The organism is Pseudomonas morbosilactucae, assembly GCF_023241665.1.
GTDB lineage: Bacteria > Pseudomonadota > Gammaproteobacteria > Pseudomonadales > Pseudomonadaceae > Aquipseudomonas > Aquipseudomonas morbosilactucae.
The window spans coordinates 95,394-111,512 of sequence record NZ_JALQCX010000004.1 but is presented as its reverse complement, the minus strand read 5'-3'; the positions used below and the strand labels follow the sequence as shown (position 1 = coordinate 111,512).

The following is a 16,119-nucleotide window of genomic DNA, read 5'->3' as shown; positions in this document are numbered from 1 at the left end:
TTGTTATTATGAGGCTATGAAAATTTACCTGTAGTAAAAAATCAACTTGTTTTTTTACTGGCTCTTGCAGTAGTTTCGATCTGCGCCCGCTCCCGGGGCGAACCTCAAAACAATAAAAAAGGGCTGCGCACGCCTGGGCGTCGTGGCACCGCTACGAGGAACCACAGATGAAAGCGATTTCCTGCAAGCATGCTGTCTATCCCCTGGCGCTGGGCCTGGCCATGGCCTTGGGCAATGCCTGGGCGGCACCGGACATGGTGGTGGTGGGTTACGGCGGCGCCGGGCAGAAAGCCCAGGACGTGGCGTTCTTCCGGCCCTTCAGCCAAGCCGACGGCAGCCAACTGATCCAGAGCGAATACAACGGCGAGATGGCGCGGATCAAAGTCATGGTGGACACCGGCAACGTCGATTGGGACCTGGTGCAGATCGAAGGCCCGGACCTGGCGCGCGGCTGTGAAAGCGGCATGTACGAGCGCCTGGACTGGAAGGCCCTGGGCCATGCCGAGCAACTGATTGCCGATGCCGCCCAGGAGTGCGGTTCGGCGGCCCTGGTGTGGAGCGTGGCGATTGCCTACGACCGCAACAAGCTGGCCCAGGCCCCCACCTCCTGGGCGGACTTCTGGGACGTCGCCAAGATTCCCGGCAAGCGCGGCCTGCGCAAGCGTGCGGTGTACAACCTGGAGTTCGCCCTGTTGGCGGACGGGGTCAAGCCCGAAGACGTTTACCGAGTGCTGGCCACGCCTGCGGGGGTGGACCGAGCCTTTGCCAAGCTCACGGCGCTCAAGCCTTACGTTCAATGGTGGGAGGCCGGTGCGCAGCCGGCGCAGTGGCTGAGTGCGGGGGATGTGGTGATGACCTCCACCTACAGCGGGCGCATTGCCGCTGCCGCCCAGGCGGGCGCGCCCCTGGCGGTGGTCTGGCCCGGCAGCCTGTACGGCATGGATTACTGGGCGATCATCAAGGGCTCCAAGCACGTGGACCAGGCCAAGCGCCTGATCACCTTCACCAACCAGCCCGAGAACCAGGTCCGCTACGTGCAGCAGATTCCCTATGGCCCCACCAACACCCTGGCTGCCGCCCAGCTGGACCCCACGCTGGCCCAATGGGTGCCCACCGCTCCGCAGAACCTCAAGGGCGCCCTGGCCATGGACGTCGAGTTCTGGGTGGACCACGGCGAGGAACTGGAAGAACGCTTCAACGCCTGGGCCACGCAGTAGCCCGATGTGACGTCAGCCCCTGGATCTCGGGGCTCGCCACACGTACCAAGAAACGCCGCCGATCGGTCAGTACCGGTCGGCGGCGTTTGTGTGTCTACAGCAGTTTGAGCAACGCCTCGGCAGTGGCCTCCGACGAGCCGGGGTTCTGGCCGGTGACCAGCAACCCGTCCACTTCGACATGGCTGGCCCAGTCTTCGCCGCTGGAGTAGCGCCCGCCATTGGCCTTGAGCATGTCCTCCACCAGGAACGGCACCACGTCGGTGAGTTGCACCGCCGCTTCCTCACTGTTGCTGAAACCCGTCACGGCCTTGCCGTTGACCAGCGGTTTGCCGTCCGGCCCTAGGGTGTGGCGCAGCACGCCCGGGGCGTGGCACACCGCGCCCACGGGTTTGTTCAAGGCACTGAAGCGCTCGATCAGGGCGATGGAGTGGGCGTCTTCGGCCAGGTCCCACAGCGGGCCATGGCCCCCTGGGTAGAACAGCCCATCGAAATCGTCGGCCTTGAGCGTGCCCAGGGGCAGGGTGGCCGCCAGGGCCTGCTGCGCCGCCGAGTCTTTGTAGAAGCGGTCGGTGGCCGCGGTTTGGGCGTCTGCGGCGCTGCTTTTCGGGTCGATCGGCGGTTGGCCGCCCTTGGGCGAGGCCAGGGTGATTTGTGCGCCGGCGTCCTTGAACACGTAATAAGGCGCGGCGAACTCTTCCAGCCAGAAACCGGTCTTTTGCCCGGTGTTGCCCAGCTCATCGTGGGACGTCAGGACCATCAGAATCTTCATGGGAACTCCAGTGCAATGTGCGGCGCAGGGAAAAAGGCGGAGCGCCTGGCGGCTGTCCGGGGGCAGGGCGGTGCAACGCCGCGCCCATGGATAAAGGACCCTGGGCCCGCGTCGGCGTTCCTTGGCTGTTGGGCCGCAGCGACGGGGAGGCAGCCAAGGCCCATCAACCGTCGGTCTTACTGCCTCAAGGCGCCGAATAAAAAAGATTGAATATTCACATGAAATGTTATTTAAATAACAAAACAACAACGCCGGCAGCCGCCCGGCCAAGCCGTACAAGGTGGAAAGAAATGGGCAGGATCGCAGTCATCGGCAGCAACATGGTGGACCTGATCACCTACATCGAACGCATGCCCGCCCAGGGCGAAACCCTGGAAGCCCCGAGTTTTGCCATGGGCTGTGGCGGCAAGGGCGCCAACCAGGCCGTGGCGGCCGCCAAGCTCGGCGGCCAGGTGCTGATGCTGAGCAAGGTGGGCGACGACGCCTTTGCCGACACCACCCTGGCCAACTTCCAGCGCTTTGGCATCGACACCCGCTATGTGCAGAAGGTGCCTGGGGTGTCCAGCGGCGTGGCGCCGATCTTCGTTAAGCGCGATTCCCACAACAGCATCCTCATCGTCAAGGGCGCCAACGCCCACCTGCTGCCGGCGGACATTGATGCCGCCGAGGCCGACCTGCGCCAGTGCGGGCTGATTGTCCTGCAGTTGGAAATCAACCTGGAGACGGTCTATTACGCCATCGAGTTCGGCCGTCGCCACGGCATTCCGGTGCTGCTCAACCCGGCGCCGGCGGTGCCTGACCTGAGCCCGACTCACCTGGCGCAACTGGACTTTTTGATCCCTAACGAATCCGAACTGGCACTGATCAGCGGCCAGGCCGTGGACGGGCCGGAGTCGGCGCTGCTGGCGGCGCGCTCCCTGGTGGCCCGGGGCTTGCGCCACGTGATCGTCACCCTGGGCCAGCAAGGCGCGCTGTACGTGGGTGAGGAGGGCGAGTTCCAGGTGCCCGGCCTGCGGGTCGACGCGCGGGACACCACCGGCGCCGGCGACGCGTTTATCGGTTGCTTTATCAACGACTGGAGCCGCGACCGCGACATCCGCGCCGCCATGACCCGGGCCGTGGCCTATTCAGCCTGCTCGGTGACGGGGCTGGGGACCCAGAGTTCGTATGCGGATGTGCAGGAGTTTGCAGAATTTCAGCGGCAGCAAGGGGCTTGATAGGGCACTGGCTGCACGCTGCAAGCGACACGATAAAAGCGATATCCCCAAAAAAAGTACCTATTCACGGAGAACAATAATGACTAAGCCTCCGCTGCAACAGACGCCTGACGGCTTCTACCTCAACCGCACCCCCTGGTTCGCGTTCATTTTGCTGTGCAGCATTTTCGCCCTGTGGGCGGCAGCGGCGAGCATGAATGATGTGCTGATTGCCCATTTCAAGAAGGCCTTCCTGCTCAGCGATTTCCAGACGGCCTTCGTGCAGTCGGCGTTCTACCTGGGGTACTTCTTCGTGGCCATTCCCGCCGCGTTGGTGGTGCGCCGCTTCAGCTACAAGAGCACCATCCTGATCGGCCTGTTGCTGTACATGTTCGGTTGCCTGCTGTTCTTCCCGGCGGCGTCCAGCGCCAAGTACGGCATGTTCCTCCTGGCGCTGTTCGTGATTGCCGCGGGCCTGTCGTTCCTGGAGACCGCCTGCAACACCTATTCGACCCTGATGGGCCCGCGGGAAACCGGGACCCGGCGCCTTAACATCTCCCAGACCTTCCACCCGTTCGGCGCCATGGCCGGGGTGTACGTGGGCAGCTTTGTGATGTTCAAGGAAACCGACGCCACCCACGAGCAGCTCACGCAAATGAGCGCCTCGGACGCGGCCATCGCCCAGTTGCAGATGATCCAGTCCACCTTGCTGCCCTATAAGTGGATGATCGCGGTGCTGGTGCTGATGTTTATTCTCATCGCCATCACCCGCTTCCCGGCGTGCAAGGGCAATGCCCCGCGCAGCCAGAAGACCGCCAGCCTCGGCCAGAGCCTGGGTCGCCTGTGGCGCAACCCGCGCTTCACCTTTGGCGTGCTGGCGCAGTTTCTCTATGTCGGCGCCCAGGTTGGGGTGTGGAGCTTCACCATTCGCCTGGCCATGCAGATGGGCGGGATGAACGAGCGCAGCGCCTCGTGGTTCTTGCTGACCACCTTCGCCGCCTATTTCGTCGGCAAGCTGATTGCCAACCTGCTGATGCGCAAGCTGCACCCGGCCAAGGTCTTGGCCATCTACGGCGTGCTGTGCATCGTGTTGCTGGCCTACACCATCCTGGTGCCGAACATCAGCGCGGTGTACGCGGCGGTGGGGGTGAGTATTTTCCTCGGCCCGTGCTGGCCGACCATTTACGGCCTGACCATCGACGGCCTGGGTGAAGACACCGGCGTCGGCGGTTCGCTGCTGGTGATGAGCATCGTGGGGGGCGGGGTGATTCCGATCTTCCAGGGCCTGCTCTCCGACGCCACCGGCGGCAACATGCAACTGGCCTACAGCGTGCCGCTGCTGTGCTTTATCGTGATCGTCGCCTACGCCTTGCGCTGCCTGCGCCAGGCCCGGGTCGAACCGGCACCGGCCGGCGCGGCGGTGGCCTCATGAGTACCCGTATCCCTTTGTATGGCGCGCTGTTTGGCGAGCAGGAAAAGTTGCTCCTGGAGTCCGCTGCGTTCACCGTGCGGGCCTGGACATACCCGTCCGGCGTCCGCGCCCTGAGCCTGGAAAACAGCCGGGGCCGGCTGGTGGTCCTGCCGTACCAGGGGCAGATGATCTGGTCGGCGGTGTTCGACGGCTGCGACCTGACCATGAGCCACCTGTTCAACCAGCCCCGGCCCAGCCCGACGGTGATCGGCACCTACGGCTGCTTCATGTTCCACAGCGGGCTGTTGCGCAACGGCTGCCCGAGCCCGGCGGACGACCATGCGCTGCACGGCGAACTGCCGTGTGCGCCCATGGACAGCGCCTGGCTGGAGATTGGCGAAGACGCCTCGGGGGCCTACCTGCGCCTGGGCGGGAGCTATGAATACGCCCAGGGTTTTGGCGACCGCTACCTGGCCAGCCCCAGCGTGACCCTGCGCGACGCTTCGGCCCTGTTCGAGATCGCCTTGCAGGTGCGCAACCTGGCGAGCAAGCCCATGGACCTGATGTACATGGCCCATATGAACTACGCCTATGTGGAAGGCGCGCGGCTGGTGGAGCCCCTGGGCGCCGAGCGGATTCGCCTGCGCAGCAGCGTGCCGGCCCACGTCAAGCCGACCCCGGCCTGGAGTGCCTACATGGAGCAGTTGAGCCAGGACCCGGCGCAGTTGCAGTGCCTGGATCAGCCGCAGCTGTACGACCCGGAAATCGTCTGCTTCTTCGGCGGGGTGCAGGCCGATGCCGGCGGGCGGGCGCATTTTCTGCTCAACCACCCCGATGGTGCGGGGTTTTACACCGGCTATCGGCCCGATCAGTTCGACCACGCGGCGCGCTGGATCCTGCACAACCCCGACCAGCAGGTGGCGGCCTTTGTCTTGCCCGCCACCTGCGAGCCTGAGGGCTACTTGGCGGAGTCCGCCAAGGGCCATGTGCGCTCACTGGCGGCCGGGGCCACGGCAGACTTCAGCGTGACCACCGGCTATTTGAGCCCGGCCGAGCGCCAGGCGTTGGAACAAACCCTGGTGCGTTGAGGGCGGGGCCGCTCAGAGCACCAGTTCGGCGCCCTGGGCGGCAATGGCTTCGCGGTAGGCCTTGGGGATTTTCTTGTCGCTGACCACGTACTGGAAGTCTTCCAAGCGGCCGAAGTGGGCGGTGCGCACACTGTCGAACTTGCTGTGGTCGGCCAGCAGCATGCGGTGCTGGGCCTGGCGCAGGACCTTCTGCTTGACCTCCACTTCGTGGAAGTTGAAGCAGGTGACGCCGAATTCCTGGCTGACCCCGGCGGCCGACACCAGGGCCCAGGTCAGGCGCACGCCATCGAGGATGCCGGTTTCGGCGCTGTTCTCGAACACCTGGTTTTTGCGGTGGAAGGTGCCGCCGCAGAGGACGATGGAGCAGTTGGGCTTTTGTTGCAGCTTGAGCAGTACGTTGAGGGAGTTGCACACGGCGGTGAACTCCAGTTCGTCCGGGATGAAGTCGACGACGAACGGGGTGGTGGTGCCGCAGTCGAAAAACACCGTGTCGCCGGGCTGGATAAAGCGCGCGGCGAGTTTGCCGATGCGGCGTTTTTCCTCGACGTGGCGGGTGTCCTGTTCGGCCACCCGGTAGTCGCTGCCGTCGTTGCCGTCGAAGGCCCGGGTGATGTAGCCGCCCAGCAGCCGCAGTTGATCGCTGTAGATGCTCAGGTCGCGACGCAGGGTCATTTCGGAGACGTCCAGCAGGGCGGCCATTTCCCGCAGGTGAATGGCGTTCTGGTCCTGCAGGGCTTGGAGGATGAGCTTGAGACGTTCGGCTTTTTTACTGTCCACAGGCATTCCGGGGGTTGAATGTTGGTGTTATTTAAGTAACATTATTTGTGATTATTGTAACGTATTTGTGCAGGTGACCAGTGAATGTTGGCGCAGGCGCATCCCCATAGACAAGCTGGAGCTGACCTGATGACCGACCTGAAGACGCGTCTTGAACCCGCCGCCTTGGCCAAATACATCGATCATACCCTGTTGGCCCCCCAGGCTTCGCGGGCGCAGATTACGACCCTGTGCGACGAAGCCCGCGAGCATGGTTTTTACTCGGTGTGCGTGAACTCGGCCCAGGTGCCCCTGGCCGCCCAGTGCCTGCAAGGGCAGGACGTGGTGGTGTGCGCGGTGGTGGGCTTCCCCCTGGGGGCCGGGTTGAGCGCGGCCAAGGCGTTCGAGGCCGAGCAGGCGATTGCCGCCGGCGCCCGGGAAATCGACATGGTGTTGAACATCGGCTGGCTCAAGGAAGGTTTGCTGGCCGAGGTCAGCGACGACATCGCCCAGGTCCAGCGCGCCTGCGGTGCGGTGCCGTTGAAGGTGATCCTGGAAAACTGCCTGCTGAGCGACGCTGAAAAGGTCAGCGCCTGCGAAATCTGCCGTGAATTGGGGGTGGCCTTCGTCAAGACCTCCACCGGTTTCAGCCAGGGTGGCGCGACCCTGGAAGACGTGGCCCTGATGCGTCGCACCGTGGGCACCGGGGTCGGGGTCAAGGCCTCCGGCGGTGTGCGCGACTACCCCACGGCCATCGCCATGATCGAAGCCGGGGCCACGCGTTTGGGTTCCAGCTCGGGCATCGCCATCATCAGCGGCGCCCAGGCGTCGGGTTCGGGTTACTGAGGCCGCGTCGGTCCCGTTAACAAAACCCAGGCTCAAAAAAGCGCCCCATGACACAGGCCGTGTCATGGGGCGCTGTTGCGTCGGGCCGGGTTCAGCCGCCGACGTGCCGGGAAATGTCCCGATAGGTGCGTTTGTCCGTGGCCGCCAGCAATTGCCGGCCATCCTTGAAGGTGCCGATAAAGGTCACCTCGGTCTCGGTGCCGGCTATCAGGTAGCCGGCCAGGGCCCCCACCGGCCCCAGGAGCATGGCCCCGGCGATGCCGAAGCTGAGGGCGTCGTTGCTGGTGACGGAATCCTCGGTGGCGATTTCCAGGGTTTTGAAGGCCGAGGCCTTGATCTCCACCCCGGGCGAGGCGTTGAAGGCGGTTTTCAACTTGAAGGTGCCTCGGCGGTATTCGCCGTCACCCTGAAGAAAATCACCGGATAGAACCTTGATCGTTGCCATGTTGAATCATCCTTGTCCAAGCATTGCCAGACCGGCCATTGGGCTCTGCCTGGGGGGGAGCGTCAATGGCGTCGCGATGAAGGGCGCTACCCTCAGTCGGATGGCGCCGCAGCCCCGAGCTTCTGCGCCTGCCCGAGGCCGCGCACTGATCCACGTCAGTGGCCGGTCAGTGTTGCAGGCTCAGGGACGCGTCCTCGATCTGTTGCGCCAGGCTTTTCAGGTTGCTGCCCAGGGCCGGGCTTTTGGCGTGGCCCAGCAGGAAGCTGAAGCTGGCCTGGTAGTCGGTGGCCGGCTTGCTGCCGTCCGCCGCCACGCTGGCGTACACATGGCAACCCAGGCAGCTCGTGTGATTGGTCTGGAGGAAGGTTTCCAGCACCGGGTTGATCAGGGTGTCGTGGTTCGGCGTGCCACTGGGCGCCGGTGCCGTGGCCCCGGGCTGACCGATGGCTTGTGGCGAAGTCGGCCATTGCACGTCCACCAACTGGTAGTACTGCAAGGCGGAGCCCGGGGCCTGCTGGGCGATCAGGTTCTGCATGTATTGGTTGATGTTCTGCGCCTCTGGCGTCGGCGGGAAGTTCTGCACCACCTGGGTCGGATTGCTGGTTTTGTCATTGGGCTGGCACTGGGCCGGCGCGCACTGCGGGTTGTTGAACGAGTAGTGCGCCCCTGGGGTGGCGCCGGCCACCGTGGGGGCGTTGTCGAGCTGCTGGAAGGTCGCCCAGAACCCCTGGTTGAACGCGCTGGAAGGCATCTGGAACACATGCAGCCCGACCAGGCCCACGGTCACCGGCGTGCTGCTGCCCGGTAGCAACGCTTGGGCGGTGAGAAAGCGCTGGGGGTTATCCGGGGCGCTCAGCACCTTCCAGGCGGCCTTGATCTCGATGGAGTTGTTCGGCAGCACGATGCCTTTTTGCTTGGCATAGAGGTTCTGCTGGGCGGGGTTGTACAGCTGGTTGTTGTAGATGAAGTCGAAGTTGACCTCATTCACCAGCATTTCGTAGTACACCGGGCTGCCGGCCTGGTCGTAGAGCACGCCGCCGCCGACCTGCTCGATTTCCCGTAGCGCCGGGGATTCGTTGGCATTGGCGGCGCGAAAGACCTTGCTGGTGCTGTTAAGCAGGCGGATCGACGGCAACGCCCGTGCCACGCCTCGGGTCTGCAAGCGCTGCACCGACAGGAAGTTGTCGTTCCAGGCTGGCGGTTGCTGGCCATTGGGCAGGTACAGCTCGTTGTAATCCTTGTAGGTCTGCCAGACGCTGGGGCCCGGGCTGCCCAGGCTGGCGGCGGCATTCGGTACGCCCCGTTGGCCTGGGGTGGCCGGCCAGTTGAGGTAGACCATGGTTTGCCACATGAAGCAGTCCACCGCGCTGTCGCTGGCGCTGAAATTGGGGTTGGCGAGTGTCGGCTGCAGGGTCGGCGAGGGGACGAACGGGCTGCCGCACAGCGGCGCGCCCATGGCCTGGGTGGCCGGTAAACCGAGTAGCAGGGCCAGGCCGAGTAACACCGTGGGACGACGGCGCATGATGATTCCTCCTTGAATACATGGATCAGCGAACGCCTGGAACAGGCCGTGACGGGCAGCACCAGGCTGCCCGCCACGGTCAGTGAGGCGGGCATTGCAGGTGGGCAGGGCTCAGCCGCGACCGCGACGGAAGTTCGGCTTGCTCGGGCCGGTCTGGGAGGTGACTAGGGTCGGGCCGCCGACGGTCAGCAGGCCGATCGCCGCCTGTTGGGTGCTGGCCATGCCAGGCACGCTGGCGAGAACCGTGCGATCCCCCGGGGCGGCGTTGGCGTCGGCGCTGATGCTCACCAGGTACAGGCTCATGTCCAGCCCCGGCAGGTCCTGGGTGCCGGTGATGCTGATGCTGACGCCGCCTTCGACCACGCTGAAGCTGGCGCCGTTCGGGGTCTGGCTGGTGTTGAGCAGCAAGGCGATGTTGTCCACTTGCTGCCCGGGGCGGATGGCCAGGGCCAGGATCGGAATCGACAGCGCCTGCTCGTTGCTGGCCAGTTCCTGGGCCCGGTAGGCGTTAAACACCGACAGCGGTTGCAGTGCCGATACCGACGGGCTGGGGTTGTCGCTGTCCAGGGTGCCGGCCACCGGTTGCTGGGTCACGCCGCTGTTGCCAAACACCGTGGCCATCAAGCCCATGGTGATGGTGCCGGCGATCTGCGAGGCGTACTGGATTTTTGCACCGTTGATGCTGATGTCGCTGACGGTAAAGTTTTTGCCCGCAGGCACACTGAAGGTTGCGTGGAGGATGCGGTCGATGTCGTCCGAGGTTTGCGCCAGGTGGCCTCGGTTGATGGTCCAGCAAGCCGCCGCCGGGCTGCCGTCGGGGGTGGTGTAGCCGCTGAAGTCCGGGGTCTGGATGTACAGACCCGGCGGGTTGGTCAGGGTCGCCCGGACCTCGGTCAGCCCAGAGGTGTAGTTGACGTACTGGTTGACGTTCTGGCCGATGGTCGGGTCGCTGTGGCGGCCGATGCGCCCGTAACGGGCGTAGCACACCAGTTGCGAGGCCGAGGTCACCGGTTCGTTGTTCAGCTCCCGGGGCATGGTCGCGGCGGCCGCCAGGTCGTACTCGGCGCCCAGGGTGTTGGGCGAGCTGGTCAGGTGCATGGCGCCGCCGCTGCCGGGCAGGGTCTGGGTGCCGCTGTTCCACTTGTTCAGCGGGTTGTAGCACGGCGCACCGGTCACCGGGTCGACCACCGTTTGGCCCTGGGCGTCCTTGAGGCTCAGGTCAGCCAGTTGCACTGCCGGGTTGATCAGTTGCTGGTAGCGCTGCAGCACTTTGCCCGGGTCCACTTGCCACAGGGTCATCCAGTACTCTGGGTTCTCACAGGTGAACATCACGCTGGTGATCTGCCCGGCGGCGTTGCGGGTCACGCTCCATTCACAGTATTCGTCCTGCCAGCCCCGGGGGCCGGTGGGCGAGTAGGGCGCCGCGGGGATGCTCTGCTGGGTGCAGAGGTTGGTGGTGACGTTGGCCGGCACGCCCTGGTCGGCCCATTGCAGCCAGTTCGCCGACTGGTTGGGGAACAGCGCGGGGATGCGCCCGGGGAAGGCGTTCCAGGTGATGGGGGCATTCACCGAAGTGCTCGGGGTGTCGGTGTCCAGAGGGTTGTAGAAGGCCGGGCGCGGGCCGTAGTTGATCAGGTCCCAGACGTCGCCCACCAGTGCCGCGTTGACCCAGCGATTGATGTTGCCGCTCCAGGCGGCGTTCATCCGCTCTTGCTGGGCGGGGCTGTCACTGAAGTCCTGGATGTCGGCGGGGGTGGAAAATTGCGTGAGTTTGGCCATGGTGCAAACACTCCTTGTTTGTCTTGTGTCGATCGCCTCCCACTGCATGGAAAGCGGGGGAGTGCTGAACGCTAGCCGAGGTTGGGGGGGATTCAAGGGGCGGGTTAAATCAGTTGGCAATATCAAACAGCCATTACCCGCTGCTTTGGCTATTGAAAGGCTCAGGTGCCGGGTGTGACGGATCACGAGCCGATGTTAAAAAATGTTAGATTGAAAAATAACTTCACATAATCCGTTCATTGGTGGATGATCTGCCACAACCTGTAAAGCACCCTGATAACAACATAAACAGGATGGCTACCATGTTCGACAAGGCCCTTTTACCTCTGCCGAGTGACCCCGTTACTCCGCCTGCGCCGGCTGCTCTTTGCGGTGCGTCCTTGCCTGCCGGCTACGCTGAATGCCTGCTGGCCGCCGCCTTCGGCGTGCCCCTGGCAGTCCTCGATCAAGCCCTGCTGCACCTCGAATCTTCCGCCTTGAATGCTGTCGCGAGCCCTGTGCCGGCCAGCGTTTCGGCGCCGAACAACGTCTATTCCCTCAATGCGGCCCGCCGCCTGCGCCTGGCTGGGCAGAACCGGTCGCAGCTTTCCACTGGAGTCCCCCATGAATAACAAGAATGTCGGTGTTGTCGGTCTGGGCGCGATGGGCCTGGGCATTGCCCGCTCGCTGTTGCGCAGTGGCTTCAATGTGCATGCCTGTGACGTCCGCGCTGCGGTCACCGAGCAGTTCGCCGCTGAAGGTGGCGTGGCCTGCGCTTCGCCGGCCGCCATGGCCGCTGAATGCGATGTGATCATCACCGTGGTGGTCAACGCCGATCAGACTGAAAGCGTGTTGTTCGGTGAGAACGGTGCGGTCGCCGCCCTGCGTCCTGGCAGCCTGCTGATCGGTTGCGCCACCGTGGCCCCGACCTACGCCGTGGAGTTGGGCCAGCGTCTGAGCGATCTGGGCCTGCTGTACCTCGACGCGCCGATCTCCGGTGGCGCCGCCAAGGCCGCCGCGGGCGAGATGACCATGATGACTTCCGGCCCGGCCGACGCTTACGCCAAGGCCGAGGCGATCCTCGGCGGCATGGCGGGCAAGGTGTATCGCCTGGGCGACGCCCATGGCCTGGGCTCCAAGGTGAAAATCATCAACCAATTGCTGGCCGGGGTGCACATCGCCGCGTCCGCCGAAGCCATGGCCCTGGGCCTGCGTGAAGGCGTGGATGCCGATGCCCTGTATGAAGTCATCACCCACAGCGCCGGCAATTCCTGGATGTTCGAAAACCGCGTGCCGCACATCCTCAAGGCCGACTACACGCCGCTGTCCGCCGTGGACATCTTCGTCAAGGACCTGGGCCTGGTGCTCGATACCGCCCGCGCCAGCAAATTCCCGTTGCCGCTGTCGGCCACCGCCCACCAGATGTTCATGCAGGCCTCCAGCGCCGGTTTTGGCCGCGAGGACGACTCGGCAGTGATCAAGATTTTCCCAGGCATCGAATTGCCGACCGCCAAGCCTGAGTCTGTTTGAGGAACGCCCCATGAGCACATCCACCGCACGCCCGTTGCTGGGCTGCATCGCCGACGACTTCACCGGTGCCACCGACCTGGCCAACATGCTGGTGCGCGGCGGCATGCGCACGGTGCAAAGCATCGGTATTCCGAGCCGCGAAACCGCTGCCGGGCTTGATGCCGATGCCATCGTCATCGCCTTGAAATCCCGCACCACGCCGGTCCAGGACGCGGTGGCGGAATCCCTCGCGGCCCTGGCGTGGCTGCGTGAACAAGGCTGCGAGCAGATCTTCTTCAAGTACTGCTCGACCTTCGACTCCACCGCGGCCGGCAACATCGGCCAGGTCAGCGAGGCCTTGCTCAAGGCCCTGGGCAGCGACTTCACCCTGGCGTGCCCGGCCTTCCCGGAAAACGGCCGGACCATTTTCCGTGGCCACCTGTTTGTCCAGGACCAGTTGCTCAGCGAATCCGGCATGCAGCATCACCCGCTGACGCCGATGACCGACGCCAACCTGGTGCGGGTGCTGCAAGCCCAGACCCAGCTGAAAGTCGGCCTGCTGCGCTACGACAGCATTGCCCAAGGTGCCGAAGCGGTGCAGGCGAAGATCGCCGAACTGCGCGGCCAGGGCATTGGCATGGCGGTTGCCGACGCCTTGTCCGACGCCGACCTCTATACCCTGGGCGCCGCCTGCGCCGGCTTGCCGCTGCTGACGGGCGGTTCCGGCCTGGCCCTGGGCCTGCCGGAGAACTTCCGGCGCGCCGGCAAACTGCGCGACTTCGATGCCTCGACCCTGCCGGCGGTGTTCGGCGGTGAAGTGGTATTGGCGGGCAGCGCCTCGGTGGCCACCATTGGCCAGGTTGCGGCCTGGCTGGAAGCCGATCGCCCGGCCTTGCGCATTAACCCGCTGGCCCTGGCCGCCGGTGAGCCGGTGGTGCAACAGGCCCTGGCCTTTGCCCGGGACAGTGGTGAAACCGTCTTGATCTACGCCACCAGCACGCCGGATGAAGTCAAGGCCGTGCAACAGCAACTGGGCGTCGAACGCGCCGGGGCCCTGGTGGAAAACGCCTTGGGCGAGATTGCCCAGGGCTTGCGCCAGAGCGGCGTGCGGCGCTTTGTGATTGCCGGTGGCGAAACCTCCGGCGCTGTGGTCAAGGCCCTGGGCGTCAGCCTGCTGCAGATCGGCGCGCAGATCGACCCGGGCGTGCCGGCCACCGTCAGCAACAGCGACGAACCCCTGGCCCTGGCCCTGAAATCCGGCAACTTCGGTGGCCGCGACTTCTTCGACAAAGCCCTCAAGCAACTGGCCGGAGGCGCTCAATGAGCCGCGAAAGCGAACTGCGCGAAGAGATCTGCGACGTCGGTCGCAGCCTCTACCAGCGCGGCTACACCGTGGGCAGCGCCGGCAACATCAGCGCGCGCCTCGACGATGGCTGGCTGATTACTCCCACCGATGTCTGCCTCGGTCGTCTTGATCCGGCGGCCATCGCCAAGGTCAACCTGGCGGGGGAGTGGGTATCCGGGGACAAGCCGTCCAAGACCCTGGCCCTGCATCGCCAGGTCTACGACCGCAACCCGGGTGTCGGCGGCGTGGTGCACACCCACTCCACCCACCTGGTGGCGCTGACCCTGGCCGGCGTGTGGCAGGCCGATGACATCCTGCCGCCGCTGACCCCGTACCAGGTGATGAAGGTCGGGCACATCCCGCTGATCGGCTACCAGCGCCCGGGTTCGCCCAAGGTCGCCGAGCAGGTCGCTCGCCTGGCCAACAGCGTGCGCGGCGTGATGCTCGAACGCCTGGGCCCGGTGGTCTGGGAAAGCTCGGTATCCAAGGCCAGCTACGCCCTGGAGGAGTTGGAAGAAACCGCGCGCCTGTGGCTGATGAGCAACCCCAAACCGGCGCCCCTGGACCAGGCGGCCCTGGACGAGTTGCGCGAAACCTTCGGCGCCCACTGGTAAAAAAAGTTTACGCAGGCTTGGCCCGGGAGGCGGCGTTTTGGCTGTTTCCCCAGGGCCCGGCTTGCCCGTAAAAAACAATAACAACAGGACATCCCAGCATGAAAGACATCGACTGCGGTAGTTTCGGATCCACCGGCAACACGGCTTCACCGACCCGTTGTGGGGGGCTGACGCAATGAGCCCACTTCTGCTTATGCTCACCGCCGGCGCAGGCATCGCCCTGTTGTTGTTCCTGGTGCTCAAGTACAAATTCCAACCCTTTGTGGCGCTGATGCTGGTCAGCATTGTGGTGGCGCTGGTGGCCGGGGTGAAACCCGCCGACCTGGTGGCCACCATTGAAGGCGGCATGGGCAAGACCCTGGGGCACATCGCGATCATCATTGCCCTGGGCGCGATGATCGGGCGAATCATCGAGCTGTCCGGTGGCGCCGAGGCGCTGGCCAAGACCCTGATCGAACGCTTCGGCAACCGCCGCACGCCTCTGGCGCTGACCATTGCCGGCTTCATCATCGGCGTGCCGGTGTTCTTCGAAGTGGGTGTGATCATCCTGATGCCGCTGGCCTATGGCGTAGCCCGCAGTGCGCGCAAGCCGCTGCTGGTGTTCGCCTTGCCGATGTGCGCCGCGTTGCTCACCGTGCACGCGTTCCTGCCGCCGCACCCGGGTGCCGTGGCCGCTGCCAGCCAACTGGGCGCCGACCTGGGTCGGGTGCTGATGTTCGGCCTGCCGTTGACCGCGTTCCTGTGCTACGTCGGCTACCGTGTGGCCGGGCGCATGACCCGTCGCTTCTACCCGATGACCGACGACATCCGCGCTGAAGTCTATGGCCCGCACGTCACCAACCAGGACCTGGAAGCCTGGAACAACGGTTCCAACCAGGCGTCGGTACAGGCCACCGCGGCGGTTTCGCACATGGGCCTGGAAGAGTCCACCAGCGCCATCGTGTCCAAGCTGCCACCGGCGCCGCCACCGGGTTTCGGCCTGATCGTCAGCCTGATTCTGCTGCCGATCATGCTGATTCTCCTCGGCACCCTGGCCACTTCGCTGTTGCCGCCTGAGTCCACCCTGCGTGGGGTCATGACCGTGCTCGGCGCGCCCCTGGTGGCGTTGCTGATCGACACCTTGCTCTGCGCCTGGCTGCTGGGTTCGCGCCGCGGCTGGAGCCGTAGCCAGGTGTCCGATGTGATCGGTTCGGCCTTGCCGGGCGTGGCCATGGTGATCCTGATCGCCGGTGCCGGCGGTGTGTTCGGCAAAGTGCTGGTCGACACCGGGATCGGTGCCGTGGTCTCCGACATGCTGCGCACCACCGGCCTGCCGGTACTGGCCTTGGGCTTCCTGCTGACCATGTTGCTGCGTGCGGTACAAGGCTCCACCACCGTGGCCCTGGTAACCACCGCCGGCATCATCGCGCCGCTGATCGCCACCCTGAACCTGACCCCCAACCACATGGCCCTGCTGTGCCTGGCCATGGGCGGTGGCGGGTTGGCCATGTCCCACATCAACGACGCCGGCTACTGGATCTTCACCAAGCTGGCCGGACTCAACGTGGCGGACGGCCTGCGCACCTGGACCGTGATCACCACCTTGCTCGGTACCTTGGGCTTCTTTATAACCCTGTTGATCTGGCCTTTTGTCTGACCCTTTG

At 64.7% G+C, this 16,119-nt stretch carries 15 protein-coding genes; 10 read left to right on the top strand and 5 right to left on the bottom strand.

The features are described 5' to 3' along the window. Window positions 1-167 precede the first annotated feature (167 nt). A complete protein-coding gene (locus M1B35_RS01390) occupies window positions 168-1,217 on the top strand; it encodes an ABC transporter substrate-binding protein (protein ID WP_268261010.1) in 1,050 nt (349 codons plus the stop codon). 94 nt (window positions 1,218-1,311) lie between these two features. Here M1B35_RS01390 and M1B35_RS01385 read toward each other — a convergent pair whose 3' ends face one another. Next, complete coding sequence (locus tag M1B35_RS01385) at window positions 1,312-1,986, bottom strand: type 1 glutamine amidotransferase domain-containing protein (protein WP_268261009.1); 675 nt, start codon at window positions 1,984-1,986, stop codon at window positions 1,312-1,314. Window positions 1,987-2,276: 290 nt separating this feature from the next. On the opposite strand from M1B35_RS01385, the gene rbsK reads away from it, so the two are divergent. The 3 genes from rbsK to M1B35_RS01370 all read left to right on the top strand — a co-directional run bounded on the left by rbsK (window position 2,277) and on the right by M1B35_RS01370 (window position 5,681). Beyond that, on the top strand, window positions 2,277-3,203 hold the full coding sequence (rbsK, locus tag M1B35_RS01380; RefSeq protein WP_268261008.1) for a ribokinase: 927 nt from the start codon (window positions 2,277-2,279) through the stop codon (window positions 3,201-3,203). Window positions 3,204-3,282: 79 nt separating this feature from the next. Next, window positions 3,283-4,614, top strand: a complete 1,332-nt coding sequence (gene fucP / locus M1B35_RS01375; RefSeq protein ID WP_123332242.1) for an L-fucose:H+ symporter permease — start codon at window positions 3,283-3,285, stop codon at window positions 4,612-4,614. Then, window positions 4,611-5,681 carry an aldose 1-epimerase family protein gene (locus tag M1B35_RS01370; protein ID WP_268261007.1) on the top strand — a complete coding sequence of 357 codons (1,071 nt, stop codon included), beginning with the start codon at window positions 4,611-4,613 and terminating at the stop codon, window positions 5,679-5,681. The genes fucP and M1B35_RS01370 overlap by 4 nt, the downstream gene beginning before the upstream one ends. A gap of 12 nt (window positions 5,682-5,693) precedes the next feature. On the opposite strand, the gene deoR is transcribed toward M1B35_RS01370, so the two are convergent. Beyond that, complete coding sequence (deoR, locus tag M1B35_RS01365) at window positions 5,694-6,464, bottom strand: DNA-binding transcriptional repressor DeoR (protein WP_268261006.1); 771 nt, start codon at window positions 6,462-6,464, stop codon at window positions 5,694-5,696. A gap of 123 nt (window positions 6,465-6,587) precedes the next feature. On the opposite strand from deoR, the gene deoC reads away from it, so the two are divergent. Further along, window positions 6,588-7,283, top strand: a complete 696-nt coding sequence (gene deoC, locus M1B35_RS01360) for a deoxyribose-phosphate aldolase (RefSeq protein ID WP_268261005.1) — start codon at window positions 6,588-6,590, stop codon at window positions 7,281-7,283. Window positions 7,284-7,374: 91 nt separating this feature from the next. Here deoC and M1B35_RS01355 read toward each other — a convergent pair whose 3' ends face one another. The 3 genes from M1B35_RS01355 to M1B35_RS01345 form a co-directional block, all read right to left on the bottom strand. Next, window positions 7,375-7,728: a hypothetical protein gene (locus tag M1B35_RS01355; RefSeq protein ID WP_268261004.1), complete on the bottom strand. Its 354-nt coding sequence runs from the start codon at window positions 7,726-7,728 to the stop codon at window positions 7,375-7,377. Window positions 7,729-7,894: 166 nt separating this feature from the next. Continuing rightward, window positions 7,895-9,250 (bottom strand): hypothetical protein, encoded by a 1,356-nt coding sequence (locus M1B35_RS01350; RefSeq protein ID WP_123332252.1) that lies wholly within the window; start codon window positions 9,248-9,250, stop codon window positions 7,895-7,897. Window positions 9,251-9,361: 111 nt separating this feature from the next. After that, window positions 9,362-11,029 (bottom strand): hypothetical protein, encoded by a 1,668-nt coding sequence (locus M1B35_RS01345; protein ID WP_123332254.1) that lies wholly within the window; start codon window positions 11,027-11,029, stop codon window positions 9,362-9,364. A 302-nt stretch (window positions 11,030-11,331) separates the two neighbouring features. Between M1B35_RS01345 and M1B35_RS01340 the strand changes: the two genes are divergently transcribed. The 5 genes from M1B35_RS01340 to M1B35_RS01320 all read left to right on the top strand — a co-directional run bounded on the left by M1B35_RS01340 (window position 11,332) and on the right by M1B35_RS01320 (window position 16,112). Next, complete coding sequence (locus M1B35_RS01340) at window positions 11,332-11,640, top strand: hypothetical protein (protein WP_268261003.1); 309 nt, start codon at window positions 11,332-11,334, stop codon at window positions 11,638-11,640. After that, window positions 11,633-12,538, top strand: coding sequence for an L-threonate dehydrogenase (gene ltnD, locus M1B35_RS01335; RefSeq protein WP_268261002.1), 906 nt, complete (start codon window positions 11,633-11,635; stop codon window positions 12,536-12,538). Before M1B35_RS01340 ends, ltnD begins: the two co-directional genes overlap by 8 nt. Before the next feature lie 10 nt (window positions 12,539-12,548). Further along, window positions 12,549-13,841 (top strand): 3-oxo-tetronate kinase, encoded by a 1,293-nt coding sequence (gene otnK, locus M1B35_RS01330; RefSeq protein ID WP_268261001.1) that lies wholly within the window; start codon window positions 12,549-12,551, stop codon window positions 13,839-13,841. Then, window positions 13,838-14,476 carry a 3-oxo-tetronate 4-phosphate decarboxylase gene (gene otnC / locus M1B35_RS01325; protein ID WP_123332262.1) on the top strand — a complete coding sequence of 213 codons (639 nt, stop codon included), beginning with the start codon at window positions 13,838-13,840 and terminating at the stop codon, window positions 14,474-14,476. Before otnK ends, otnC begins: the two co-directional genes overlap by 4 nt. Window positions 14,477-14,651: 175 nt before the next feature. Continuing rightward, the gene (locus tag M1B35_RS01320; RefSeq protein ID WP_268261000.1) at window positions 14,652-16,112 is read left to right on the top strand and encodes a GntT/GntP/DsdX family permease; all 1,461 of its coding nucleotides are present in this window, start codon (window positions 14,652-14,654) and stop codon (window positions 16,110-16,112) included. Window positions 16,113-16,119 lie beyond the last annotated feature (7 nt).